16 protein-coding genes and 2 tRNA genes are annotated in these 23,820 nt (G+C 47.7%); 10 read left to right on the top strand and 8 right to left on the bottom strand.

Annotation, left to right across the window (positions count from 1 at the left end; translation table 11 throughout):
• The first annotated feature begins 321 nt into the window (after window positions 1-321).
• The 4 genes from rpsT to RAM70_RS02140 all read left to right on the top strand — a co-directional run bounded on the left by rpsT (window position 322) and on the right by RAM70_RS02140 (window position 9,200).
• Window positions 322-615 carry a 30S ribosomal protein S20 gene (gene rpsT, locus RAM70_RS02155; RefSeq protein WP_002737368.1) on the top strand — a complete coding sequence of 98 codons (294 nt, stop codon included), beginning with the start codon at window positions 322-324 and terminating at the stop codon, window positions 613-615.
• A gap of 50 nt (window positions 616-665) precedes the next feature.
• Window positions 666-1,445, top strand: a complete 780-nt coding sequence (locus tag RAM70_RS02150; RefSeq protein ID WP_045359882.1) for a TatD family hydrolase — start codon at window positions 666-668, stop codon at window positions 1,443-1,445.
• Window positions 1,446-1,623: 178 nt separating this feature from the next.
• On the top strand, window positions 1,624-4,935 hold the full coding sequence (rpoB, locus tag RAM70_RS02145) for a DNA-directed RNA polymerase subunit beta (RefSeq protein ID WP_045359884.1): 3,312 nt from the start codon (window positions 1,624-1,626) through the stop codon (window positions 4,933-4,935).
• A 209-nt stretch (window positions 4,936-5,144) separates the two neighbouring features.
• A complete protein-coding gene (locus tag RAM70_RS02140; RefSeq protein ID WP_045359886.1) occupies window positions 5,145-9,200 on the top strand; it encodes a DNA-directed RNA polymerase subunit beta' in 4,056 nt (1,351 codons plus the stop codon).
• 354 nt (window positions 9,201-9,554) lie between these two features.
• On the opposite strand, the gene RAM70_RS02135 is transcribed toward RAM70_RS02140, so the two are convergent.
• The 3 genes from RAM70_RS02135 to RAM70_RS02125 form a co-directional block, all read right to left on the bottom strand.
• Window positions 9,555-9,628, bottom strand: a tRNA-Pro gene (locus RAM70_RS02135).
• 40 nt (window positions 9,629-9,668) lie between these two features.
• Window positions 9,669-10,184: a GNAT family N-acetyltransferase gene (locus tag RAM70_RS02130; RefSeq protein WP_045359889.1), complete on the bottom strand. Its 516-nt coding sequence runs from the start codon at window positions 10,182-10,184 to the stop codon at window positions 9,669-9,671.
• A 106-nt stretch (window positions 10,185-10,290) separates the two neighbouring features.
• Window positions 10,291-10,375, bottom strand: a tRNA-Ser gene (locus tag RAM70_RS02125).
• Between the two features lie 433 nt (window positions 10,376-10,808).
• Here RAM70_RS02125 and RAM70_RS02120 point away from each other — a divergent pair.
• The 3 genes from RAM70_RS02120 to RAM70_RS02110 all read left to right on the top strand — a co-directional run bounded on the left by RAM70_RS02120 (window position 10,809) and on the right by RAM70_RS02110 (window position 16,584).
• Window positions 10,809-11,594 (top strand): peptidylprolyl isomerase, encoded by a 786-nt coding sequence (locus RAM70_RS02120; protein WP_045359891.1) that lies wholly within the window; start codon window positions 10,809-10,811, stop codon window positions 11,592-11,594.
• A gap of 75 nt (window positions 11,595-11,669) precedes the next feature.
• Window positions 11,670-14,639: a peptidase domain-containing ABC transporter gene (locus tag RAM70_RS02115; protein WP_312672104.1), complete on the top strand. Its 2,970-nt coding sequence runs from the start codon at window positions 11,670-11,672 to the stop codon at window positions 14,637-14,639.
• 175 nt (window positions 14,640-14,814) lie between these two features.
• The gene (locus tag RAM70_RS02110; protein WP_045359895.1) at window positions 14,815-16,584 is read left to right on the top strand and encodes a beta-barrel domain-containing protein; all 1,770 of its coding nucleotides are present in this window, start codon (window positions 14,815-14,817) and stop codon (window positions 16,582-16,584) included.
• Here RAM70_RS02110 and hisA read toward each other — a convergent pair.
• A complete protein-coding gene (gene hisA, locus RAM70_RS02105) occupies window positions 16,581-17,342 on the bottom strand; it encodes a 1-(5-phosphoribosyl)-5-[(5-phosphoribosylamino)methylideneamino]imidazole-4-carboxamide isomerase (protein ID WP_045359897.1) in 762 nt (253 codons plus the stop codon). The two genes, RAM70_RS02110 and hisA, sit on opposite strands and share 4 nt — an antisense overlap.
• Window positions 17,343-17,697: 355 nt before the next feature.
• Here hisA and pedR point away from each other — a divergent pair, with 355 nt between their 5' ends.
• The 3 genes from pedR to RAM70_RS02090 all read left to right on the top strand — a co-directional run bounded on the left by pedR (window position 17,698) and on the right by RAM70_RS02090 (window position 20,718).
• On the top strand, window positions 17,698-17,979 hold the full coding sequence (gene pedR / locus RAM70_RS02100; RefSeq protein WP_045359900.1) for a photosynthetic electron transport-dependent transcriptional regulator PedR: 282 nt from the start codon (window positions 17,698-17,700) through the stop codon (window positions 17,977-17,979).
• Window positions 17,963-18,514 (top strand): TolB family protein, encoded by a 552-nt coding sequence (locus RAM70_RS02095; protein WP_045359901.1) that lies wholly within the window; start codon window positions 17,963-17,965, stop codon window positions 18,512-18,514. Before pedR ends, RAM70_RS02095 begins: the two co-directional genes overlap by 17 nt.
• A 350-nt stretch (window positions 18,515-18,864) precedes the next feature.
• Window positions 18,865-20,718 carry a hypothetical protein gene (locus RAM70_RS02090; RefSeq protein ID WP_080754304.1) on the top strand — a complete coding sequence of 618 codons (1,854 nt, stop codon included), beginning with the start codon at window positions 18,865-18,867 and terminating at the stop codon, window positions 20,716-20,718.
• A gap of 152 nt (window positions 20,719-20,870) precedes the next feature.
• Here RAM70_RS02090 and RAM70_RS02085 read toward each other — a convergent pair whose 3' ends face one another.
• The 4 genes from RAM70_RS02085 to RAM70_RS02070 form a co-directional block, all read right to left on the bottom strand.
• On the bottom strand, window positions 20,871-21,212 hold the full coding sequence (locus RAM70_RS02085; protein WP_045359905.1) for a DUF760 domain-containing protein: 342 nt from the start codon (window positions 21,210-21,212) through the stop codon (window positions 20,871-20,873).
• Window positions 21,213-21,405: 193 nt separating this feature from the next.
• On the bottom strand, window positions 21,406-22,569 hold the full coding sequence (locus RAM70_RS02080) for a GuaB3 family IMP dehydrogenase-related protein (RefSeq protein ID WP_045359907.1): 1,164 nt from the start codon (window positions 22,567-22,569) through the stop codon (window positions 21,406-21,408).
• An 82-nt stretch (window positions 22,570-22,651) separates the two neighbouring features.
• Window positions 22,652-22,888 (bottom strand): hypothetical protein, encoded by a 237-nt coding sequence (locus RAM70_RS02075; RefSeq protein WP_041804354.1) that lies wholly within the window; start codon window positions 22,886-22,888, stop codon window positions 22,652-22,654.
• 90 nt (window positions 22,889-22,978) lie between these two features.
• Window positions 22,979-23,668, bottom strand: a complete 690-nt coding sequence (locus tag RAM70_RS02070; RefSeq protein WP_045359911.1) for a lecithin retinol acyltransferase family protein — start codon at window positions 23,666-23,668, stop codon at window positions 22,979-22,981.
• Window positions 23,669-23,820 lie beyond the last annotated feature (152 nt).

Below are 23,820 nucleotides of genomic sequence, written 5' to 3'. Positions count from 1 at the left end.
AAATTAGGTAATTGACCTCCTCAAAATCGGTAAAACCCTACACCCTACACCCCACCCCCCCGATGTCGGGGGGGTTGGGGGGGCCACACCCTGTCCCCACGAAAAACTTTTTGCCGCAAACCCTAGTTATCGGCACGGTCATGGCAAAATCGCCTTAACCTGAATTCAGGTGTGGCAGTCCCTTTAACCCGCAATCCTTCCCCGTCTCTGGGGTTGCCCCAATCTTGTCCTGAAAACTCTTGCAACAAATAGCACAAATCTGTTATTATGGTTTGTCTGTGTCCCGATTAACCATACCAGTATTGAGAACAAGAAACGACTGTGGCTAATACAAAGTCTGCACTCAAACGAGTCCAAATCTCCGAAAGAAATCGTCTCCGCAACAAAGCGTACAAGTCAGCCGTAAGAACCCTGATCAAAAAATGTCTTGTCGCTGTCTCGGCCTACGGAGCCAACCCCAGCCCAGAAGGGCTAGAAAGCGCCCAACAAGCTCTATCGGAAGCTTACAGTAAAATCGATAAAGCCGTCAAGCGCAACGTCTTGCACCGGAACAACGGCGCTAGAAAAAAAGCTGGTTTAGCCAAAGCTTTGCAAAAAGTTAGCCAAGCTTCCTAAGAAACAAGTAAGCTGTAATCAGGACAGACGCAACAAGCGATCGGGGGTCGATGCAATTAATAGATACGCACGTTCATTTGAACTTTGACGTTTTGCAAGCCGACTTGCCCGCTATCTCCGAACGTTGGCGAAGTGTGGGAGTCGTTCATCTGGTTCACTCCTGTGTCGAACCGGAGGAGTTTGCATCGATTAAAGCCATTGCTGATCAATTCGAGGAAATTTCCTTCGCCGTCGGTTTACATCCCCTAGATGCCCAAAAATGGCGAGACAATAGTGCCGATCAGATCGAATCCCTAGCCCGATCTGATCGGCGCGTCGTGGCGATCGGGGAAATGGGTTTAGACTTCTATAAAGCGGATAATCAAGAGCAGCAAAAACAGGTCTTTTGGACGCAATTAGAAATCGCCCATCGTCTCGATAAACCCGTGATTATCCATTGTCGAGATGCGGCCCTGGTCATGCGGGAGGAAATCAGCGCCTTTCGGCAACAAGTGGGCAAAATTCGCGGCGTGATGCACTGCTGGACGGGCAACCCCGAAGAAACTCAATGGTTTTTAGATTTGGGTTTTTACATCAGCTTTAGCGGCATCGTCACCTTCAAAAACAGTAAAACCGTGCAAGCTGCCGCCCAAATCGTCCCCAGCGATCGCCTACTGATCGAAACCGATTGCCCCTTTCTCTCCCCCAATCCCCACCGCGGTAAACCCTGTGAACCCTCCTTCGTCTTCCACGTGGCCGAAACCGTCGCCCGTCTGCGCGGCTATCCGGTCGAAACCCTAGCCGAACAAACCACCCACAACGCCCGCCACTTATTTCAACTCCCCAGTTAAAAAACATAGTTTATTAGACAGGAGAAAGGAGAAAGGAGACAGCTTTTATTTATTCTCCCCGCTCTGGCACTCCCCTACTCCCCCACACCGTTCGGCTGAGCTCACGGCCGAAGCCCAACCCCTCACCGCTCACTGATATCCGACCGTCGCTATCGTGTCATCAGCCCTTGTAACCATTATGAACAATCTTACCTTTAACCTCTTACCCGACCTCATCGAAATCCAACACTCCAGTTTTCGGTGGTTTTTGGAAGAAGGACTAATCGAGGAACTGAACAGCTTTTCCCCCATCAGCGACTATACAGGTAAATTAGAACTACATTTCCTCGGCCAGGACTACAGACTCAAAGAACCGAAATACAACGTCGATGAGGCCAAACGACGCGATAGCAGCTATTCCGTTCAGATGTACGTTCCCACCCGTTTAATCAACAAAGAAACCGGAGAAAACATCGAACAGGAAGTCTTTATCGGCGATTTACCCCTGATGACCGAACGGGGAACCTTTATCATTAACGGGGCCGAACGGGTCATCGTCAATCAGATCGTCCGTTCTCCCGGTGTTTACTACAAAGCCGAAATCGACAAAAACGGTCGCCGCACCTACTCCGCTTCCCTGATTCCCAATCGAGGAGCTTGGTTAAAATTTGAAACCGACAAAAACGGCTTAGTCTGGGTCAGAATCGACAAAACCCGCAAATTATCCGCCCAAGTTCTCCTGAAAGCGATCGGATTGAGCGATAACGAAATCTTTGACTCCCTACGCCATCCCGAATTCTACCAAAAAACCCTCGACAAAGAAGGCAATCCCAGCGAAGAAGAGGCACTCCTCGACCTGTACCGCAAACTACGACCCGGGGAACCTCCCACCGTCACTGGCGGACAACAACTGCTCGAATCGCGTTTTTTTGACAATAAACGCTACGATCTCGGGCGCGTTGGTCGTTATAAACTCAACAAAAAACTACGCCTCAACGTCCCCGATAACCAGCGCGTTCTCACCACCATCGACATCTTAGCGGCGATCGACTACCTAATTAACCTCGAATTTGACATCGGCAACACCGACGACATCGACCACCTCGGCAACCGTCGCGTCCGTTCCGTGGGTGAACTGCTACAAAACCAAGTGCGAGTGGGTTTAAACCGCTTAGAAAGAATCATTCGGGAACGGATGACCGTCAGCGAATCCCAAAACCTCACCCCCGCTTCCCTAGTCAACCCGAAACCCCTAGTAGCGGCGATTAAAGAATTCTTTGGTTCCTCGCAACTCTCCCAGTTTATGGATCAAACCAACCCCCTAGCGGAATTGACCCATAAACGCCGCATTTCCGCCCTTGGACCCGGCGGTCTCACCCGGGAACGGGCCGGTTTTGCCGTGCGCGACATCCACCCCTCCCACCACGGTCGCATTTGTCCGGTGGAAACCCCAGAAGGTCCCAACGCCGGCTTAATCGGGTCCCTCGCCACCTACGCTCGCGTCAACGACTACGGTTTTATTGAAACCCCCTGTTACGCGGTGGAAAATGGCCGAGTCCGCTACGATCTCCCCGTTAAATACCTCACCGCCGACGAAGAAGACGATCTGCGGGTAGCACCGGGAGACGTGGCCACCGATGAAAATGGTTATATCCTCGGCGAAACTATCCCCGTGCGCTATCGGCAGGAATTCTCCACCACTTCCCCCGAACAAGTGGACTACGTTTGCGTTTCCCCCGTCCAAATTGTCTCGGTGGCCACTTCCCTGATTCCCTTCCTCGAACACGACGACGCTAACCGCGCCCTCATGGGTTCTAATATGCAACGACAAGCGGTTCCCCTGCTGCGTCCCGAACGTCCCCTTGTGGGTACCGGATTGGAAGCACAGGCCGCTCGCGACTCCGGTATGGTCATCGTTTCCCGTACCAATGGGGTCGTTTCCTACGTCGATGCTAACCGGATTCGCATCAAAGTGGCGGATGAAGACAAAGAGATTTTTGGCAAGAGCGAGATCGAGTACGAAATTCAGAAATATCAACGCTCTAACCAAGATACCTGCTTAAATCAGCGTCCTTTAGTCTATCAAGGTGAACAGGTTGTCCCCGGACAGATCCTCGCCGATGGTTCCGCCACCGAAGGAGGAGAAATCGCCCTCGGACAGAATATCCTCGTCGCCTATATGCCTTGGGAAGGCTATAACTACGAAGATGCGATTTTAATCAGTGAAAGACTGGTGGCACAAGACACCTACACCAGCATCCACATCGAAAAATACGAAATCGAAGCCCGTCAAACTAAGCTAGGACCAGAGGAAATCACCAGGGAAATTCCCAACGTCGGTGAAGATGCCCTGCGAAACCTCGATGAACGCGGTATTATTCGCATCGGTGCCTGGGTAGAAGCCAGCGATATCCTTGTGGGGAAAGTCACCCCGAAAGGCGAATCAGACCAACCCCCCGAAGAAAAACTACTGCGGGCAATTTTCGGCGAAAAGGCACGGGATGTACGGGATAACTCCCTGCGCGTTCCCAACGGCGAAAAAGGCCGGGTAGTCGATGTGCGGGTATTTACTCGCGAACAGGGGGATGAATTACCCCCTGGGGCCAATATGGTGGTGCGGGTCTACGTTGCCCAAAAACGCAAAATCCAAGTAGGCGATAAAATGGCGGGTCGTCACGGCAATAAAGGGATTATTTCTCGGATTCTGCCCCTAGAAGATATGCCCTACCTCCCCGATGGTCGCCCCGTCGATATCGTTCTCAATCCCCTAGGGGTTCCCAGTCGCATGAACGTCGGTCAGGTGTTTGAATGTTTACTGGGTTGGGCCGGGGAAAATCTGGGCGTGCGCTTTAAGATTACTCCCTTTGACGAAATGTACGGGGAGGAAGCCAGCCGTTTAACCGTCCACGGATTGCTAGAAAGTGCCTCGAAAAAACCCAATCGCGATTGGGTGTTCAAGGAAGAACACGCCGGTAAAGTCACCGTCTACGATGGTCGCACCGGCGAACCCTTTGACCGTCCCGTTACCGTCGGTATGGCCTATATGTTAAAACTGGTTCACCTGGTTGATGATAAGATTCACGCCCGTTCTACCGGTCCCTACTCCTTGGTTACTCAGCAACCCTTGGGCGGTAAAGCTCAACAGGGGGGTCAGCGCTTCGGAGAAATGGAAGTCTGGGCCCTAGAGGCCTACGGGGCGGCCTATACCTTGCAGGAATTGCTAACGGTAAAATCCGATGATATGCAAGGACGGAATGAGGCTTTAAATGCGATCGTAAAAGGCAAGCCGATTCCCCGCCCGGGTACGCCAGAATCCTTTAAGGTTTTGATGCGAGAATTGCAATCCCTCGGCCTCGATATCGCCGTTCATAAGGTGGAAAATGCCCCCGATGGTACTTCCCGCGATGTGGAGGTGGATCTGATGGTCGATGTCGGTCGTCGCGCCCCCTCTCGCCCCACCTACGAATCCTTAACCACGGAAGACCTTGAGGAAGAAGAATCGGAAGTGTAATTTCAGTTATCAGTAATCAGTGAGAAGTCAGGAGTCAGTAGTCAGGAGACAGGAGAGAATTTTCAAGGAAAAAGCAAAAAAAAGGACAGTAAAGTAAAAATTTGCCTATTCCCCGTTCCCTATTCCCTGTTTCCTGTTCCCTTTTCTAACTGATAGCTGATGGCTGATGGCTGATAGCTAATAGCTGTTTACTTGTTACCCGGATCGAGATGTTTTATAACCAAACTGTTGACAAAGGAAAACTGAAAAAACTGATCGCTTGGGCCTACCAAAACTACGGTTCGGCGCGCTGTTCACAAATGGCCGATGAATTGAAAAACCTCGGTTTTCGTTTCGCTACCAAAGCAGGGGTTTCCATTAGTGTGGATGATTTAACCGTACCGGCAGCTAAACGACAAATGATCGAAAGTGCCGAACAGGAAATCCGGCAAACCGAACAGCGTTATGTGCGCGGGGAAATCACCGAAGTGGAACGCTTCCAAAAAGTAATTGACACTTGGAATAGTACATCTGAATCGCTTAAAGATGAAGTAATTCGCAACTTCCAAGTTACCGATCCCCTCAACTCCGTCTATATGATGGCTTTCTCCGGGGCGCGGGGTAATATGAGCCAAGTGCGTCAGTTAGTCGGAATGCGGGGATTAATGGCCAATCCCCAGGGGGAAATTATTGACCTCCCGATTAAGACTAACTTCCGGGAAGGATTGACCGTTACCGAATACGTTATTTCCTCCTACGGGGCGCGCAAAGGTTTAGTCGATACAGCCCTACGGACGGCAGATTCCGGTTATCTGACCCGTCGTCTCGTCGATGTGTCCCAAGATGTCATCGTCCGCGAGGCCGATTGTGGCACCAATCGTTACATCGAATTAACCGCCATGACCGATGGCGATCGCGTGTTAATTCCCTTAAGCGATCGCCTATTAGGTCGTTCCCTGGCCGAAGATGTGGTGGTCAATGGAGAAGTGATCGCCAAACGCAACCAGATTATCGATGACGAAACCGCCGAAAAACTAGGGCTACTCGTCGATAAAATCAAAGTCCGCAGCCCCTTAACCTGTGAAGCAGCCCGCTCGGTTTGTCAAACCTGTTACGGTTGGAGTCTGGCCCACGGTCATCCGGTAGATATGGGGGAAGCAGTGGGAATTATTGCCGCCCAATCGATCGGGGAACCGGGGACTCAGTTAACCATGCGTACCTTCCACACTGGTGGCGTATTTACCGGAGAAGTGGCCCGGCAAGTGCGGAGTCCCTTCGAGGGAACCGTGCGTTTTCTGCCGGGGTTAAGTATCCGTAACGTGCGAACTCGCCACGGGGATGAACGGGATCAGGTGGAGGCCCCGGGGGAAATTAAATTAACACCCAAGGATAAAACTAAAGAAACTGTCACCTACTCTTTGACTCCGGGTTCGCTGCTATTCGTCACCGATGGCGCAACAGTAAGCGAGGAACAGTTACTAGCGGAAATTACCTCCGATAAAGTCCAAAAATCCACGGAAAAAGCCACAAAAGACGTAACCAGTGACTTAGCCGGCGAGGTGCTATTCTCCCAATTAGTCCCAGAAGAAAAAACCGATCGCCAAGGCAACACCACCCGCATCGCCCAACGGGGGGGATTACTATGGATTCTCTCCGGAGAAGTGTATAACTTGCCCCCAGGGGCCGAACCCGTGGTCAGTAACGGCGATCAAGTACAAGTGGGGGATGTTCTGGCGGAAACTAAGTTGGTATCCACTAACGGCGGTTTGGTGCGTTTAGCCCCCAATAGCCGGGAAATCGATATCGTCACCGCTTCCGTGTCTTTGGATCAGGCCGAAGTAAAGGTAGAAAGTAGTGCCGGTCGGGAACAATTTATTATTCATACGGTCGATGGTCAACGCTTCCTGCTGAAAACCACTCCGGGGACAAAAGTACAGAATCATGCCATTGTCGCCGAGTTAATCGATGATCGCTATCAAACCCACACCGGCGGCATGATTAAATACGTCGATATCGAAGTCTCCAAAGGCAGCCGCAAACAGGGTTATGAAATCACCAAAGGCGGCACGATCCTCTGGATTCCCGAAGAAACCCACGAAGTCAATAAAGATATCTCCCTCTTACAGGTGGAAGATGGGCAGTATGTGGAAGCAGGGGAAGAAGTGGTTAAAGACATCTTCTGTAACTCTAGCGGTGTGGTGGAAGTGATCCAGAAAAATGACATCCTCCGGGAGATCATTGTCAAACCGGGGCTGTTATTTATGGATCTCGAACCGGAATCCTCCGGAATTGCCCAAGAACAGTTAATTTACCCCGGGACACAGTTGACTCCCGAAGTCACGATCGAGGAGTTACGGCAAGCGGAATGGGTGGAAACTAACGAGGGCTTGGGGTTACTACTGCGACCGGTACAGGAGTTCACCGTACAGGACCAATCCACTTCTCCCACCCAAGGTTCGGCTAACCAAGAAGGAGGACGACATATCGAACTGCGATCGGTGCAGCGCATTTTCTTTAAAGACGGGGAAAGAGTTAAATCCGTCGAGGGTTGTCAACTGATCAGCACCCAATTAGTCCTAGAAATTTCTAGCGAAGAACCGGAATCGGTCTCCCATCTGACGGCCGATATCGAGTTAGAACCGATCCCGCAGGGATCCGCGAAGCGGTGCGAGGACAGCGATTGTCAGCGTTTACAGTTAGTTATTCTCGAATCTCTGGTGCTGCGTCGGGATAGTGATAGTGATCCTTTAGGGGGTAATACTCATACTCGCGTTCTCGTCCAAGATGGCGATGAAATTCCACCGGGGGCAGTGGTGGCCCGAACCGAGATTCAGTGTAAGGAAACTGGAGAAATTCGCGGGATTCGCAAGGGTAGCGAAGCGGTGCGCCGTCTTTTAATCGTGCGTACCAGTGACGAGTTTATTCTCCCGCTCCCCTTCGACGTAGCTCAGGGCAAGGCTGTTGCTCCCACCGTCAAGGCTGGGGATCTGGTGATCGCCGAAACCGAGATCGCTGCCGGGGTTTTAGCCCCCAATTCTGGTCAAGTGCTGGCCGTTGAAAAAACCGCCACCGGCTACGAAATCCGTCTGCGTAGCGCCCGACCCTACCGAGTATCGGCGGGGGCCATTCTGCACATCGATGAGGGGGATTTAGTCCAACGGGGCGATAATTTGGTGCTGTTGGTGTTTGAGCGCTCGAAAACCGGGGATATCATTCAAGGTTTACCCAGAATCGAAGAACTGCTCGAAGCCCGCAAACCAAAAGAGGCTTGTGTCCTGGCACGCAAACCGGGAGTTTGTCAAGTGGAGTACCAAGATTCTGAGATTGTCGATATTAAGGTGGTCGAGGATGACGGTACGATCAGTGAATATCCGCTTTTAGGCAGTCAAAACCCTCTGGTGAGCGATAATCAGCGTATTGATGTGGGTCAGGCGTTAACCGATGGTCAGGCTAATCCCCACGAGATTTTAGAGGTGTTCTTTAATTATTATGTGGATAGCCTGGGCAGTTACGAGGCGGCCCTGAAAGCCTTGGAAAAAACCCAGATGTTCCTCGTCGATCAGGTACAGTCGGTTTATCAATCCCAAGGGATCGATATTGCCGATAAACATATTGAAGTGATCGTGCGTCAGATGACCTCTAAGGTGCGGATCGATGACGGCGGCGATACCAGTATGTTACCTGGGGAATTGTTGGAACTGCGACAGGTGGAGACGGTCAACGAAGCCATGTCGATCACCGGTGGGGCGGCAGCTAAATATACGCCTGTACTACTGGGGATAACCAAAGCTTCCTTGAATACCGATAGCTTTATCAGTGCCGCCTCCTTCCAAGAAACCACCCGCGTCCTCACCGAAGCGGCGATCGAAGGCAAGTCCGACTGGTTACGGGGTCTCAAGGAAAACGTGATTATCGGTCGTCTGATTCCGGCGGGTACTGGCTTCAATTCCCACGAAAACACGGCGGGGATCAGCGATTACACCCCCCCAGAGGAGGAATATAACTACAACAATCGTAGCTATTACGCTCCCCCCGGCGGCCTCGGCTTGCCCCCTCGTCCCGGTTTCGGCGATAGTAGTGACGATAGCGATATGATTCTTGACGATCAAACCGCTCGCGCCTACGCTGAGGGTGATGTGGTCGATTTAGAGGATGATGAGATGGCTTTCCTCTCCTCCCGCGGCAGCAGTCGCTTTAGTCGCCAACCCATCAGCGATCGCTGGTCAGAAGCTGATGAGGAAGGGGAGGAGGACGATTTCGAGGAGGATTACGAAGAAGAAGAATAATCGTCTGTCGAGATATTACAAGGAGCAACGGGAGACACGGGGAGGCAAGGGCAATTTTTCTAGAGAAAAACCCTTGTTATCCCCCAAAAATCTCCTGCTTCTCTCCCCAAACTCCCTAATTTTCTGGCTAATTCACACTAAATCCGGTTATTAAAGACTGATTATCTATTGCCCCTTTTGCCGTTCGGCTGATCTCACGGCCTTTTGCCTTTTGCCTTTTGCCTTTTGCCTGTCCTAATATGTAGCCTATACTCAACGGATTTAGTATCACCTGAGTTTGGCAATAAAAGACGGCTGCCTTTTTTGTCAACCAGAAAGGAGACAAAGTAAGGATTTTCTGAATTTTCTCTCAAGTCGGGATGACAGGATTTGAACCTGCGGCATCCTGCTCCCAAAGCAGGCGCGCTACCAAGCTGCGCTACATCCCGAAGTAAACTCCTTTTTTAGTATAGCCTAAGAGCCGCATTATTAATCGGGATACCAAAACATCCCTTTGATACCTTCGGGATCGAGAACAAAACCGAGACGACGATAGAAATCCACCACCTGCGGATCGGCGAAAAGAGTTATATTACTGATGTCCTCACCCCGCAACTTCCTAATCATAAATTTCATTAATGCTTTACCAAAGCCTTTACTTTGATAGTGAGGATGAACAACCACATCCCAGACCGTAGCATTAAAAGCGTGATCGGAAGTGGCACGAGCAAAACCCACTAAACGACGGCGATTACCTCGCACTTCCCACATCGACACCACTAAAAAACTACATTCGATCGCCTTTTTAACTTTGCGTAAAGGACGACGGGCCCAACCTACCGAGTCACAAAGTTCTTCTAACTCATACAGATCTAGCTCTCGATCGGTACTAAAAAACACTCGCGTCTGTCCGAGGTCGTTCTGGGCAACCTCTACCAAGTCTCCCGAATAGTCAGGTGGTGCAGTGACTTCCGAGCTATTAAACAATCTTTTCCAAAAAACCATGCCGGGGGGCTACTGCCTCAATATTGTCCTTTTAGCCTAGTATATTTTATTTTCCCCTCTCTAAGAACAATCGGGCAACCTGAGTCCAAATTTGATTGGTTGAGTACGGAGAGGGTGGGATTTGAACCCACGAACCATTGCTGGTTACTCGATTTCAAGTCGAGCGCGATCGACCACTCTGCCACCTCTCCAAGGCAGTCAGACCTATATCCTATCATTACATCTCTTGCATAAATCAAAAAATTTTCCGCAAATGTAGGGAAAAGGGCTGCATATTATCGGGTTAAGGGTTAAGGATTAAAGGTTAAAATTTCCCCCTTCCCCCTTCCCCGACTTCTGCAAGAAGTCTATTCTAGTCAATTAGAGGCGTAATTAGGGCTTTCTGAGCAGGATTTTGGGCGGGCCTATCGGCCAGACCAGGATCACTTCCCCTTACCCCCCCACCGAGATGACCGACTTATTTCTTTAATTTCTGTAATTTTCGGCTTTCACGGGGGAAAACTCAAATTAGAATAGGGAGGAGTGCCTTGAAATTGCTGTTTTGACGTATAATCACCTCAATAAAATTTAGAAGCTTCTAGAGTTGATAGTTTTAAACCGTTCTGTGAGGAAAATGTATTTATTATGAGTTCAATTATTGAAATCGGCGACCAAAAAATTAGCGAGTCAGAGGTCTTGCCTCTTTTGGCAAAATATGGTATGTTGCCGCAGTTAATCCGGGAAGTAATTATCGAGCAAGCGATCGCCAATATCGCCTGCAATCCCGAAGAAAGAAACGCGGCCTATTCCCGTTTCTATCAAAATAATCAAATTGCCAACGATGAACAAATGAAATCTTGGTTACAACAAAACGGGATGAATTCCGAACAACTAGAATATCTAATTCTTCGGGACATTAAATTGGAAAAATTTAAACAGGAGACTTGGGATAACAAAGTAGAATCCTACTTCTTGCAAGTTAAAAATCAATTGGATAAGGTGGTTTATTCCCTGATTCGGACAAAAAATATCGGCATTGCCCAAGAACTATTTTTCCGGATACAGGATCGAGAAACTAGCTTCGCTGAACTAGCCAAAAAATACTCCCAAGGAGCAGAAGCAGAAACCGGAGGACTAATCGGACCGGTGGAACTGAGCAGCCCCCATCCCCAGATTGGGCAAATTCTCAAAGCTAGTAAACCGGGGCAACTGTGGCCACCGACGCAAGTGGGAGAATGGGTCGTAATTGTCCGGTTAGAAAAATACTTATCCTGTGAACTGGATACTCCCACCCGTCAACGCTTACGCAATGATTTATTCCAACAATGGTTAATGACTCAAATGCAAACAGTGAAATTTATCCCCGAATCAACCCTTCGACAAAGCTCAGGGCAAGCCCCAGTTAATAGCGAGCAGTTATCGGTTATATAGCATTCCTTGGAAAACCGGGTAAACCCAGTCTTTTCGCCTAATTATTTGCCAACCTAGTCAATTTTCGCCTAGCTAATGAGTTATACCACCTTAGATTTTACCGCCTTTCTGGAGACTGTACAGCCCTTCGATCGCCTGCCCGTCGAGGTTAGACGTTCTCTGGGCCAGAAATTACAACCCTTTCGCTATGAGATGGGCAATGCGATGCTCAAGTGCGATCGCTTACCCTCTCACCTCGTCCTTCTCTACGAGGGAGAGGCCAGACTTTTGGGTTACGATGCTAGGGTAAACAATCCGCTGCCGGTCACTTTGGCTAAATTGCAGCCCGGGGATTTATTCGGGTGGATCAGTCTCCTGCGCGGTACCCCCTGTGAAACGGTGATCGCTTCTTCGGAAGTCACGATCTGTTTAACCTTAAAAGAAGAGGATTTTTGGTCTTTAATCAACAATTACCCAGAATTTAAGGAACATTTCTTTAAAGAAACCTCGATCGCTGAAGTTTATGCTCTCCTAGGCTCCTATCTCAATCAACAGGCCTGGGGTGGGGGAGACCTCAAAGAAATTGCACAGGCTCTTTTAAACAAAGCTTGTGTGTCCTACGACCAAATTAACGATGATTATCTCTGGTTAGTCAGCGAAAATAGCGATAATTATCCTATCGGCACAGTTATCACCCAAAATAATCCGACTAAGACCCGCTTATTAGGTCTTTCCTCCGCTCAGTTAGACAAGTTCTTGACAGTTGCAACCGAAGCAGCCGCGGAAACAGAAACGGATGATATCTGGGAAACCCAAGTCATTAGAGGAAATAAACCCACCCAAGTATTAGATATCCCCCAGGGACAAATAAGCGACATCACCAGCGATCTCCCCGTTGAAAAAACTGTCCAGAAAAACCGCAAGTCATATCCTTTTTTCGGGGGAAAAACGGAATTAGAGGCGGTGAGTGCCTGTTTTCAGATGCTCTGCAAATATTTTAATATCCCCTTTCGCAAGGACGTGATCCAACGCATCCTAGCGGATCAACTGCAAAGAACCGGCAGCCTTTCCCTACCTCTGTGTGGGGCTGTAGCCGAGGTAGTGGGACTCCATAGCCAATTAGTACCCCTAAATGCCTCTTCCTTGCCCAATATTAACCCTCCTGCCCTAATTCGCTGGCAAGACAGCATCGTTATCCTCTACGAAATTAATCAACGGGAAACCACGATCGCTGTTCCCCAAAGGGGGATAATTAAACGCAAAACCAGCGAATTTCTGGAATCTTGGGGCGAAAAAGGGGAAGTAATTCTGCTCAAACCCACCAAACACACCCAGCAACAGCGTTTTGGCCTATCATGGTTTTGGCCTTCTGTCAAGAAACATAAACGAGTCTTAATAGAAGTTTTTATCGCTTCTTTCTTCGTGCAGTTATTTGCCCTGGCCAATCCCTTGATGATTCAGGTGATCATCGATAAAGTGATTGTGCAGAATAGCCCGGAAACCTTGAATACCCTGGGGGTTTTCCTGTTAGTAATTGCCGTTTTCGAGGGAATTTTAACCTTTTTGAGAACATCTCTTTTTGTCGATACCACTAACCGCATCGACATGACCCTCGGTTCGGAAATTATCGATCACCTGCTGCGCTTACCCCTAAAATACTTTGAACGGCGGCCGGTGGGGGAAATTTCGACAAGAATCAACGAATTAGAGAATATTCGGCAGTTTTTAACAGGTACAGCCCTAACGGTGGTGTTAGATGCCATTTTCTCGGTTATCTATATCGTGGTTATGTTGATCTATAGCCCGATCCTAACCTTTTGGGCCCTGGGAGTCGTGCCGATTTTAGTTCTCTCCACAGCTATTTTCGCACCGATCGTGCGGCGACAACTGCGAGCAAAAGCCGAACGAAACGCCGAAACCCAATCCTATCTCGTGGAGGTAATGACGGGAATTCAAACGGTGAAAGCACAGAATATCGAATTGCGTTCCCGTTGGCAGTGGCAAGAGCGTTATGCGCGCTATGTGGCCGAAGGTTTTCAAACGGTAATGACCTCAACTTTGGCCGGTTCCTTTAGTCACTTCTTTAACCAATTATCGGGTTTATTAGTGCTGTGGGTGGGAGCAGCCTTAGTTTTAGACGGAAAACTCACTCTTGGTCAATTAATCGCCTTCCGGATTATCGCTTCCTACGTTACCTCGCCGATTCTGCGTTTGACCCAACTCTGGCAAAACTTCCAAGAAACCGGCTTATCGCTGGAAAGATTAGCCGATATCGTCGATACTCCCCAAGAAGCGGAACTTGATCGCCAAAATATCCCCATGCCCTTAATTAAAGGCCATGTCACCTACGAAAACCTCGCTTTCCGCTTCAATCCCCACGGCGCCCTGCAACTATACAACGTCAATTTAGAATTCCCCTCTGGCACTTTTGTCGCTTTGGTGGGAGAAAGTGGCGCCGGGAAAAGTACCATCACTAAACTATTAGCCCGTCTCTACGAACCAGAATCGGGACGGATTCTCATCGATGGCTACGATATCAACAAAGTGGAACTCTATTCCCTGCGTCGTCAAATCGGCATGGTTCCCCAAGAAACCCTATTATTTGACGGTACGGTACAGGAAAATATCGCCCTGACTAACCCCGATGCTACTGTGGAGGAAATTGTCTCGGCAGCAAAAGCAGCCGCAGCCCACGAATTTATTATGACCCTGCCCAATGGCTATAATACCCGCGTCGGTGAACGGGGGGCATCCCTATCGGGGGGACAACGACAACGGGTTGCGATCGCTCGTTCCGTCCTGCAAAGACCGCAAATTCTCATTCTTGATGAGGCCACCAGCGCCCTCGACTATAACACCGAACGGCAAGTGTGTCTGAATCTCAAAGAAGCTTTCAAGGATCATACGGTCTTTTTTATTACCCATCGTTTAGCTTCGATCAAATCCGCCGATATTATTGTCATGATGGATAAAGGGACAGTAGCGGAGGAAGGCACCCACGAGGAATTAATGGCCAAAAAAGGCCTTTACTATACCCTCTATAAACAACAGGATTCGCAAATCTAGTCAGTCGGGAGACAGGAGACAGGAGACAGGAGCCGGTAGTCAGGAGATTGCCTTTATTTATGATCCCCACTACCCCACTACCCTCTCCCCAATTCATAATTCATAATTGATAATTTCCTCTCCCCGCCCTCATCTCCCCACTTCCCTAACACCCAACAAATATAGGAGAATCCCTATGAACGGTAATTCTAACAACGGTCAAAACGGCAACGGCAACGGTAAAAGCGATGAACTTACCCAAGCGGGTAAAAACGTGGCCACTACCACGAAAAATAAAAGTATTACCCCTTCTTTACCCACTTTCAGCCCACCAGAACAATCGGTGATCCTGAAACAATCGCCCATTTGGTCGCGGACGATTATCTGGACATTAATGAGTGTCACCACTGCCGCTTTAATTTGGTCAGCGTTCGCCAAAATCGAGCAGGTGGTGGGCGCCCAAGGACAACTTAAACCCCAGGGCAAAGTGCAAGAAGTACAAGCACCGGTGAATGGGGTAGTACAGGAAGTTAAAGTTAAAGACGGCGATCGAGTTAACAAAGGTGATTTACTGGTTTTAATGGATTCCAGTGCCTCGAAAGTGCAGTTAGAATCGTTGAGAACAATTCGCACCACTGCCGAGAAGGAAAATCAATTCTATCGTCTCCTAATGGCGCAGGATCTGACACCGGCACAAGTGGAGAGTTCGATCGCTCAATTAAAATTACCGAGTGAAATCGCCGATTTAGCCCGTAATCGTGCCGCTTTAGTGGCGGAAAATCAACTTTATCAAGCACAGGTCAGTGAAGGGGCTTCTAGCTCTGCTTTACAAGGGGATCAATTAGCCCGTTTAGGGGCTGCCCGACGGGAGGCCAATTCTCGACAAGCGGCCGCTAGATTGGAAATGGAACAATTAGAAAAACAATTGGCCCAAACCAGAGTACAGTTGGCCGATGCCCGCTCGCAATTAATCAAAGATCGTCTCGTCCTTGAAGAAATTAAAACTCGTAATGGCAATGCGATGAAACAGGGCCAAGAAAGCTTGGATATCGAGCGTAATATTCTCAAAGATATTGAACCCTTGGGGGATGAAGGTGCGATCGCCCGTTATCAGATTAATAAACAAAAACAATCAGTCACCGACCGTCAAAATGAACTGCAGCAGCAAGAGGCTAACGGCAAAATCGATCGAGAAAAACAAGAGAAAGAAGTACAAACCCGCATCGCCGAAATTTCCCGTTTGGAACAGGAAGAAAAGCGTTATTCCTTGTTGATCTCCCAAGCGCGAGAAAAGCTGATTAATACCACGGTAATCACGGAAAAAGATGTGCGCGATAAAATGGCGGACAATCACAAACGGATCGCTGAAATCGATAGTCAGATCAGTCGCATTATCATTGATAACAACAAGCGCATTGCTGAACTAGACAGTCAAATTAGTCAAGCACAACAGACGATTAAATATCAAAAAATTACCGCCCCGATTGATGGTGTGGTCTTCGATCTCAAGGCCCGGCCCGGGTTTGTTCCCCAACCAAGTCAAGCGGAAGCATTATTAAAACTTGTTCCCGATGGCTGTCCCACCCAAGTCAAAGATGCTGCTAAAGGTTGTTTAGTGGCAGAGGTGGACGTGACTAACCAAGACATCGGTTTTGTGCGCGAGGGACAAAAAGCCGATATTCGTATTGATTCCTTTTCTTACAGTGAATACGGCGATATTAAAGGAGAAGTAATCTCTATCGGTTCCGATGCTTTACCTCCCGATGAAAATCACCGTTTTTATCGGTTCCCAGTCCGGGTACGCTTGAACAGTCAAGAGTTAGTTTTGAAAGATAAATCCACTCTGCCGCTGCAATCGGGGATGTCCGTGAGCGTGAACATCAAAGTCAATGAAAATCGCACCGTTTTGGGACTATTTACCGATATGTTCAATAAACAGGTGGATACTCTCAAACAAGTCCGTTAAGCGAAAAAATTCGGGGGTAGATCCTGCCAACGGCCCGATCCGATGGCGCTAATCGCTTCCGAGAGGTTAACTGCACCGGTATAAAGAGCGCGGCCCACGATTACTCCCGTTACTCCCAAAGGTTCCAAAGACAATAAACTCAGTAAGTCCGTCAGAGAACTAATGCCCCCAGAGGCGATCACGGGAATTTCGACGGATTCGGCTAATTCTCGCAAAGCCGCCAGATTAGGGCCAGAAAGCGTGCCATCTCGATGAATATCAGTGTAGATAATCGTGCTGGCTCCTCTTTTTGCCATATCTTGACCGAGAGCGATCGCATCTACCGCAGAAGTTTCTAACCAACCCCGGGTGGCTACTTTGCCATCGCGAGCATCAATACCGACAATTATTTGCCCCGGAAAGCTTTGACAAAGTTCGCTGACCAATTCTGGCTTTTCTACGGCTACTGTCCCTAAAATCGCCTTTTCTACCCCGATTTTTAGGAGATTACTCACCGTTTCTAGATCTCGCAGTCCACCCCCCACCTGTACGGGAATGGCAATATCATTAAGAATTGTTTCAATAGTTGACAAATTAACCGATTTACCCTCTTTGGCTCCATCCAAGTCAACTAAATGTAATCTGGTTGCCCCTTGATTGACCCATTCTCGCGCCACTATTGCGGGATTATCGTTAAAAACCTGCGATTGTTGGTAATCTCCCTGATAAAGTCGCACACATTTGCCATCGAGAATATCAATAGCGGGGATAACTTCCATGTTTTTCTCAATATCTAACTAAGGAGCGTTTTTTATTATATAGTACCAGCCGTCAGAATTCAGGAGTCAGGAGTCGGTCGTCAGGAGACAGGAGACTCCGAGACAGGAGATTGCCTTTATTTATTCTCCCCTCTCCCCGCTCCCAATTCATAATTTATAATTTATAATTCATAATTCCCTCTCCCCACTTCCCACTTTCCTATACCTTTTAAACAGGATTTAGTATGAGGGGTCCCTTGGCCAGCTATTTTAGCTATTTCTGGTTGTTTATAGATAATCTTCAGAATATTAATCGATTCCTAGGGGAAAAAATTCTTCTAGAATGATAAGTACATATACGAGAGGAATTATACTCATGTCTGCTGGGAAGTTTCAAACAGCCGCTTCATTATCCTATCGAGAGCTAGAAATACTCGATTTAGTGGCTAATGGTTTAACTAATCAAGAAATCTCGGAAAAGCTAGAGATTAGTAAGCGTACCGTTGATAATCATATTAGTAATATCTTGACAAAAACAAAAACCGATAATCGGGTGGAATTGGTGCGTTGGGCATTGCATTGGGGTAAAGTTTGTCTGGATGATATTAATTGTTGTATTCTTCCTTCCCCAGCGCCGACCGATGATCAGGTTTCCTAAACTTCTGGGACTTTTGCTTGCGGTTAATATCATCAGTCTGGGGGGATGTAGTGATGCGGGTTTTGTCACCCCTCCCCAACAGCTTTTAGGAAATACTTTAAATACCCCTTCCTCTGAAGATAATCCCCGTTTTAACTACGATGGTCGTTATCTGGTTTTTGCCTCCGATCGCAGGGGTCAACGAACGATTTATTTATTCGATCGAGTGGCTAATCGTTTAGTTCCCCTACCGGGGTTAAATCAAGCAAAAACCTATCAAGATCAACCGGATATTAGTGCTGATGGTCGTTATATTGTTTATGTATCGGAACAGTCCGGTAAACCCGATATATATATTTATGATCGACAAACTCTGCAAGCAAAAAATCTCACCGACAATATTTTAGGAGAAGTGCGTCGTCCGACGATTAGTGGTAACGGTCGTTTCATTGCTTTTGAAAGTAATCGTTTCGGTCAATGGAATCTGGAAATATTCGATCGAGGTGGCGAAATTTCTCCTTCTTTACCCCCGATCAATTCTTCCCCGTCTCGATGATCACTGATCAGTAAACAGTAATCAGTAATCAGTGAAAAGACAGCGCTGTTACTGCCATTTGATGATGCACACTTAACCTGAATTATTCACCAATTGCCAAAACCCTGATTATGAGAGGGTCTCAAAAAACAGTCTGTTTTTTAGCTAGATCCCTGAATGATTTTCCGAGCAAGGCTTTTGAGTATTTTCCCAAATTTTCATGAATAATACAGGTTAATACTCAAAACTGATAACTGATAACTGATGACTGATAACTGATAACTGACAAGGCCGACAGCTTTCTTTTGCCTTTGGCCTTTTTACTTGGTATAAAGTAGGTTTATTGAAGAAGTGGAGGGAATCATCATCCTATGGCGATAATGACAAAATCATTTAGACAAAGACTGGCAGAGATTTTCGGGTTTGACCTGCGATCGCTGGCTTTATTTCGCATTGCCTTGGCGTTAGTGGTTTTAGTAGATTTATCGGTTCGTTTTAGCCAATTAACCGCCCATTACAGCGAATTAGGGGTTTTACCACTAGGAAGCTTATCGAAAGTCTCTGCTAGTCCTTTTTACTGGTCTATTTTTGCTCTCAGTGACTCGGTGCTGGTGCAGAGTATCCTGTTTATCGTCGCTATAGCGATCGCATTATTGCTTTTAATTGGCTATCATACCCGTTTAGCCACGATCGCCACTTGGGCGCTAATCGTCTCTTTACATCATCGCAACCCCCTGTTACTATTTGCCGCCGATGACGTAATCCGGGCAGTATTATTCTGGGCGATGTTTTTACCCCTCGGTGCCTGTTATTCCGTGGAAAGTGCCTTAAACACCAATCCCAACCCCCTACCCAAGGGTGTGGTTTCGGCTGCCACGGTCGCTTTTATGATACAGGTGTGTTACATCTATATGTGGTCAGCGGCCTTTAAAACCAAAAGTGAGACTTGGTGGCCCGACGGTACAGCCGTTTATTACTCTCTCAGTTACGATCAATACGGTACTGCTTTTGCCGGTTTTTTACTATCTTTACCGCCACAATTACTAGAAATCCTCACCTTTTCAGCGTTAATCTTTGAATGGGTGGGTCCACTGCTAATTTTTATTCCCTTTCGCAATAGTCTCTTTAAAATAGTCGCTATTCTCTCGTTTATTCTCTTACATATCGGTTTTGGTCTCAGTTTTCATCTGGGAATTTTCCCGTTTTTGAGTGTTACCCATTGGTTGCCGATCATCCCTAGCTTAGTCTGGGATTGGGGACAAAAACGGATGAGAAACCCAGAAAGAGAAGGTTTAAGGATTAATTATGATCGAGATTGTGGATTTTGCAAAAAAGTTGTTCATCTTCTCCGCACTTTTCTGATTTTACCCGGCACTCCCCTGTTAGTCGCTCAGGATAACCCCTCAATATACGAGGATATGGTGGCCCAAAATTCTTGGGTGGTGGAAGATTGGCAGGGAAAACGTCAGTTTAAATGGTCAGCAGTGGTTTATATTGTCAGTCTTTCGCCAATTTTCTGGTTTTTAGCGCCAATTTTGCGTTTACCGCCCCTTATGGCCGTGGGAACGAGAATTTATGAGTGGATTGCCTCCCATCGTCGTTTTATGGGCAATTTCACCAAACCTCTCAAGTTTCGTCCCCTGACGATTAAATCCTCTTTACCTTTAAATATTTTGGTAGTTTTCTTCTTATTGTTGACCAGTATCTGGAATTTACGCAGTTTTGTCCGGCAATCGGTCGATAGGGGCGATTTAAATACACCTTTAGTTCAATCCCTCGATCGCTTGCTCACCCGTCGTACTTTTAATACAATTGATATTTTGGCAAGAGTTACCCGTTTAGACCAATATTGGACTATTTTTGCCCCTGGTCCGCCCCGGGATGATGCTTGGTTTGTGGCAGTCAGTCAATTAGCCGATGGTTCCACGGTAGATATATTTAGGGAAGGACAGCCGGTAATTTGGGATAAACCCACGGAAAGCGATCGCAATCGTTTATATAAAACCATGCAGTGGCGACAATATTTTATTAATCTTAATCGAGCTATTGGTCGGTCAGTTTATGAAGAGTTTGGTCAGTATCTCTGTCAAAACTGGAATCAGCAGCACGGTAGGGATCAACAGATTAAATCCCTGCAACTTTATATTATGCGGGAAAGGACAGTCCCCCCCGGAGAAAAACAAGGAATCGAAAAAGAACTACTCTGGCAGCAAAATTGTCTTTAATCAGTTATCAGTTATCAGTTATCAGTTATCAGTTATTAGTCAGATCAAAGTTATCTTGTCATGTTTGTCAGAAAAATGGCTAATTAATGAAACAACAAATAACTAAAATCTGATTGCCTCTTTTTCCCTTTCCCACTAACTACCGCTCAACTTTAAACATCGCTAGAACCGCTCTGGAGAGTAGCGAAGGATTTTTCAAAATTCATTCTCTGTTCAGCATTGCGGAGAAAGTAACCACTCATCATTGCCGAGGCCAATAACCGTCCCAGATGTTCGCGACTGGTACTGATAGTGACCCCGAAATGTTCAGAGGGAAGGTTGCCCAAAAGTCCGATAATGTTGCGTTCCATCACCTGGAAAACCTCTTGGGACTCCGGTTTCGAGAGTTGGGCGATTGTTTCTGGACTTAAGGTCTGGACATACTGCCACAAACTCTCAGAAAATTCACTATCGGTACCGAATAAATTGTGAGGGCGATCGTTTTCTCTATACACCTTTGATCTCCTTAACTCAATTTTTTTATAAACTATCCTTTTGGTTCTTCCAATTTAACAGTTTTTTGAGATAGTGGGAGTCGGTAGAACCGAACCTGAAGGGGATGGTCATCCCAAGCAGAAAATCCATCTGCGGCAAAAATCAAAAACTGTCCCAAGAAGCGGATAACCGATCACTGTTCACTGATAACTTTTATTTACCCATACCTAACTGTTGGGCCTTTTGATAGACTTTCCCCTCCGTCAGCAGCGAGGGGGCAATCACCACTTCCACCTGTTGCATTTCCTTTAAGTTCTTAGCGCCTAAAGTTCCCATACTGGTTTTCAGCGCCCCCAAGAGGTTATGAGTACCATCATCTAATTTTGCAGGTCCAACGAGGATTTCGGCAATAGTTCCCGTACTGCCCACACTAATTCGGGTTCCCCGGGGTAGAACCGGGCTAGGTGTGGCCATACCCCAGTGAAAACCGCGGCCAGGGGCCTCCACGGACCGGGCAATGGGAGAACCAATCATCACCGCGTCGGCGCCACAGGCGATACATTTGCAGATATCACCGCCGGTAATAATGCCGCCATCGGCAATAACGGGGACGTATTTACCGGTTTCTTGGAAAAAATCGTCCCTAGCGGCGGCACAATCGGCCACGGCAGTGGCTTGGGGAACTCCCACTCCTAAAACGCCGCGAGAAGTACAGGCGGCCCCCGGACCGATACCGACCAAAACCCCGGCTGCCCCGGTTTTCATCAGGTTAAGGGCGACTTCGTAGGTGACGCAGTTACCCAAAACCACGGGAATGGGCATTTCTTGGCACAGTTGCACTAAATCGAGGGGGGTGATAGCTTCCGGGGATAAATGGGCAGTGGAAACAACGGTTGCTTGGACAAAGAGAATATCGGCCGCTGCTTGGGCGACGATGGCACCGTATTTGACGGCACCGGCAGGGGTGAGGCTAACTGCCGCAATACCGCCTTTTTCTTGAATTTCTTGGATACGAAGCTCGATTAGTTGCGGTTTAATCGGTTCTGCGTAGAGTTCCTGCATTAAACCGACGAATTCTGCTTTGCCGACCGCCGCAATGCGATCGAGAATCGGGTTAGGATCCTCGTAACGGGTTTGAATACCTTCGAGGTTTAGTACCCCTAGCGCCCCCAACTCGGAGAGGAGGACGGCCATTTTAGTATCGACCACCCCATCCATAGCGCTGGCGATAATCGGGATTTCCCGCTCGATATTGCCGAGAGACCAACGGGTATCGGCTAAACTAGGATCGAGGGTTCGCACTCCGGGTACAAGTGCGATTTCATCGATACCGTAAGCTCTACGGGCTGTTTTGCCCCGACCAATAATTGTATCCACGTTTCTATACTATTTCAGACCTATTTAGCCTAGACTAGCAAATTTCGCACCATCTCGAAAAACTTTTCGGTATTATGGCTGACTAGGCCCTGGGAAAATAATCGCCGCAGTCGATCGCTTGTTCGGTGTTGGCGCTCCTGGGTTGTACACTACATTTGAGGCGATAATCGTTGGTAAAGTAGCGGCAGTGGGAGCAAGGGATCGAGTGCATCCGTCGGGCAACTTGCCAACTATCGCGCACGGCACTGGCTAAAGACCAGCAAACTAAAGCGATAATGGCAGCGGCGATTGAAAAACGTAAAATAATCCAGATTTCCATAGCGAGCAACTAAAATTACCTGATGTGGATGGGAATCAACCGAGGCAATTGGCAGATGGTTAGATACTGAACAGTTTACTGACATCCAGACTAACCATTAGCAATCACCAGACTTTTAAGAACATTTTCGGTCATGGCCGCTAGTTGATCCAATTGTTCCTGATGGCGTTTTGCCTGTTTTTTGGCTTCTACCTTGCGTTTCAGGGCTTCCCGGGCTAAATCATCGCGATTTCTGCTTAAAGCTTCGATCGCTACTCGATTCCATGTTTCTGCTTCTTGAATGGCTTTTTTGTACTGGGGTTGAATTTCATCCCAACTGACCTTAAGACTGCTTAAAGCCCCTTTTAACAGGGTTTGGGCATTGTTGGGGTCGGCTCCGATGAGGGATTTTTTCAGAGGTTCGTAGAGTCCCACCGCTTGTAAATGGGTAATAATCGGGATAAATTCTTCTATCTGTTGACTTTTGCTAATACCGGTCTTACACCAAGTGGCAAAATGTTCGCAGTTGTTAAAAAGAAGATTATATTTCTGTTCCCCCAGACGACTTAGAGCCCTTTCTACCACCACATCGGGGATAAAGGAAAATCCCACCTCTACATGGCGCACCACATAGATTTTACCGCCCCTAGCAAAGGTTTCTAGGGAAGTTCGTTCCACAATCTCGCTCGGTTTTCGGTAATGAATGACGCTACCATCACCGCAATCGATGCCATGATGAGCATAAACACCCTGAAGATTGAGCAATTCTCGATAGGCGTATATTTGATCCCCTCTAGCCATGTTTTTTTAGTGATAAAGTAAACAAGGAGATTGTCTATTGAGCCAGTTTTTCTGGTTATTAATCTTAATTTTAATCAAAATATCCCAGATTGCGATCAAAAGTATAGAAGCCAATAAAATGTAATTTGCTGGGTAACTTTGCTTAAGGAGTA

This window comes from Microcystis wesenbergii NRERC-220, assembly GCF_032027425.1.
Classification (GTDB): domain Bacteria; phylum Cyanobacteriota; class Cyanobacteriia; order Cyanobacteriales; family Microcystaceae; genus Microcystis; species Microcystis wesenbergii_A.
The sequence above is the reverse complement of the archived record's forward strand: the minus strand, read 5'-3'. Positions and strand labels throughout refer to the sequence as shown.

Excerpts from the sequence above, each read along its gene's own strand:
- RAM70_RS02090 (WP_080754304.1), top strand. The coding sequence starts at position 18,865 with ATGGCGATAATGACAAAATCATTTAGACAAAGACTGGCAGAGATTTTC.
- RAM70_RS02115 (WP_312672104.1), top strand. The coding sequence starts at position 11,670 with ATGAGTTATACCACCTTAGATTTTACCGCCTTTCTGGAGACTGTACAG.
- pedR (WP_045359900.1), top strand. The coding sequence starts at position 17,698 with ATGTCTGCTGGGAAGTTTCAAACAGCCGCTTCATTATCCTATCGAGAG.
- RAM70_RS02150 (WP_045359882.1), top strand. The coding sequence starts at position 666 with ATGCAATTAATAGATACGCACGTTCATTTGAACTTTGACGTTTTGCAA.
- RAM70_RS02075 (WP_041804354.1), bottom strand. The coding sequence starts at position 22,888 with ATGGAAATCTGGATTATTTTACGTTTTTCAATCGCCGCTGCCATTATC.
- rpoB (WP_045359884.1), top strand. The coding sequence starts at position 1,624 with ATGAACAATCTTACCTTTAACCTCTTACCCGACCTCATCGAAATCCAA.
- RAM70_RS02140 (WP_045359886.1), top strand. The coding sequence starts at position 5,145 with ATGTTTTATAACCAAACTGTTGACAAAGGAAAACTGAAAAAACTGATC.
- RAM70_RS02130 (WP_045359889.1), bottom strand. The coding sequence starts at position 10,184 with ATGGTTTTTTGGAAAAGATTGTTTAATAGCTCGGAAGTCACTGCACCA.
- hisA (WP_045359897.1), bottom strand. The coding sequence starts at position 17,342 with ATGGAAGTTATCCCCGCTATTGATATTCTCGATGGCAAATGTGTGCGA.
- RAM70_RS02095 (WP_045359901.1), top strand. The coding sequence starts at position 17,963 with ATGATCAGGTTTCCTAAACTTCTGGGACTTTTGCTTGCGGTTAATATC.
- RAM70_RS02110 (WP_045359895.1), top strand. The coding sequence starts at position 14,815 with ATGAACGGTAATTCTAACAACGGTCAAAACGGCAACGGCAACGGTAAA.
- RAM70_RS02070 (WP_045359911.1), bottom strand. The coding sequence starts at position 23,668 with ATGGCTAGAGGGGATCAAATATACGCCTATCGAGAATTGCTCAATCTT.
- RAM70_RS02120 (WP_045359891.1), top strand. The coding sequence starts at position 10,809 with ATGAGTTCAATTATTGAAATCGGCGACCAAAAAATTAGCGAGTCAGAG.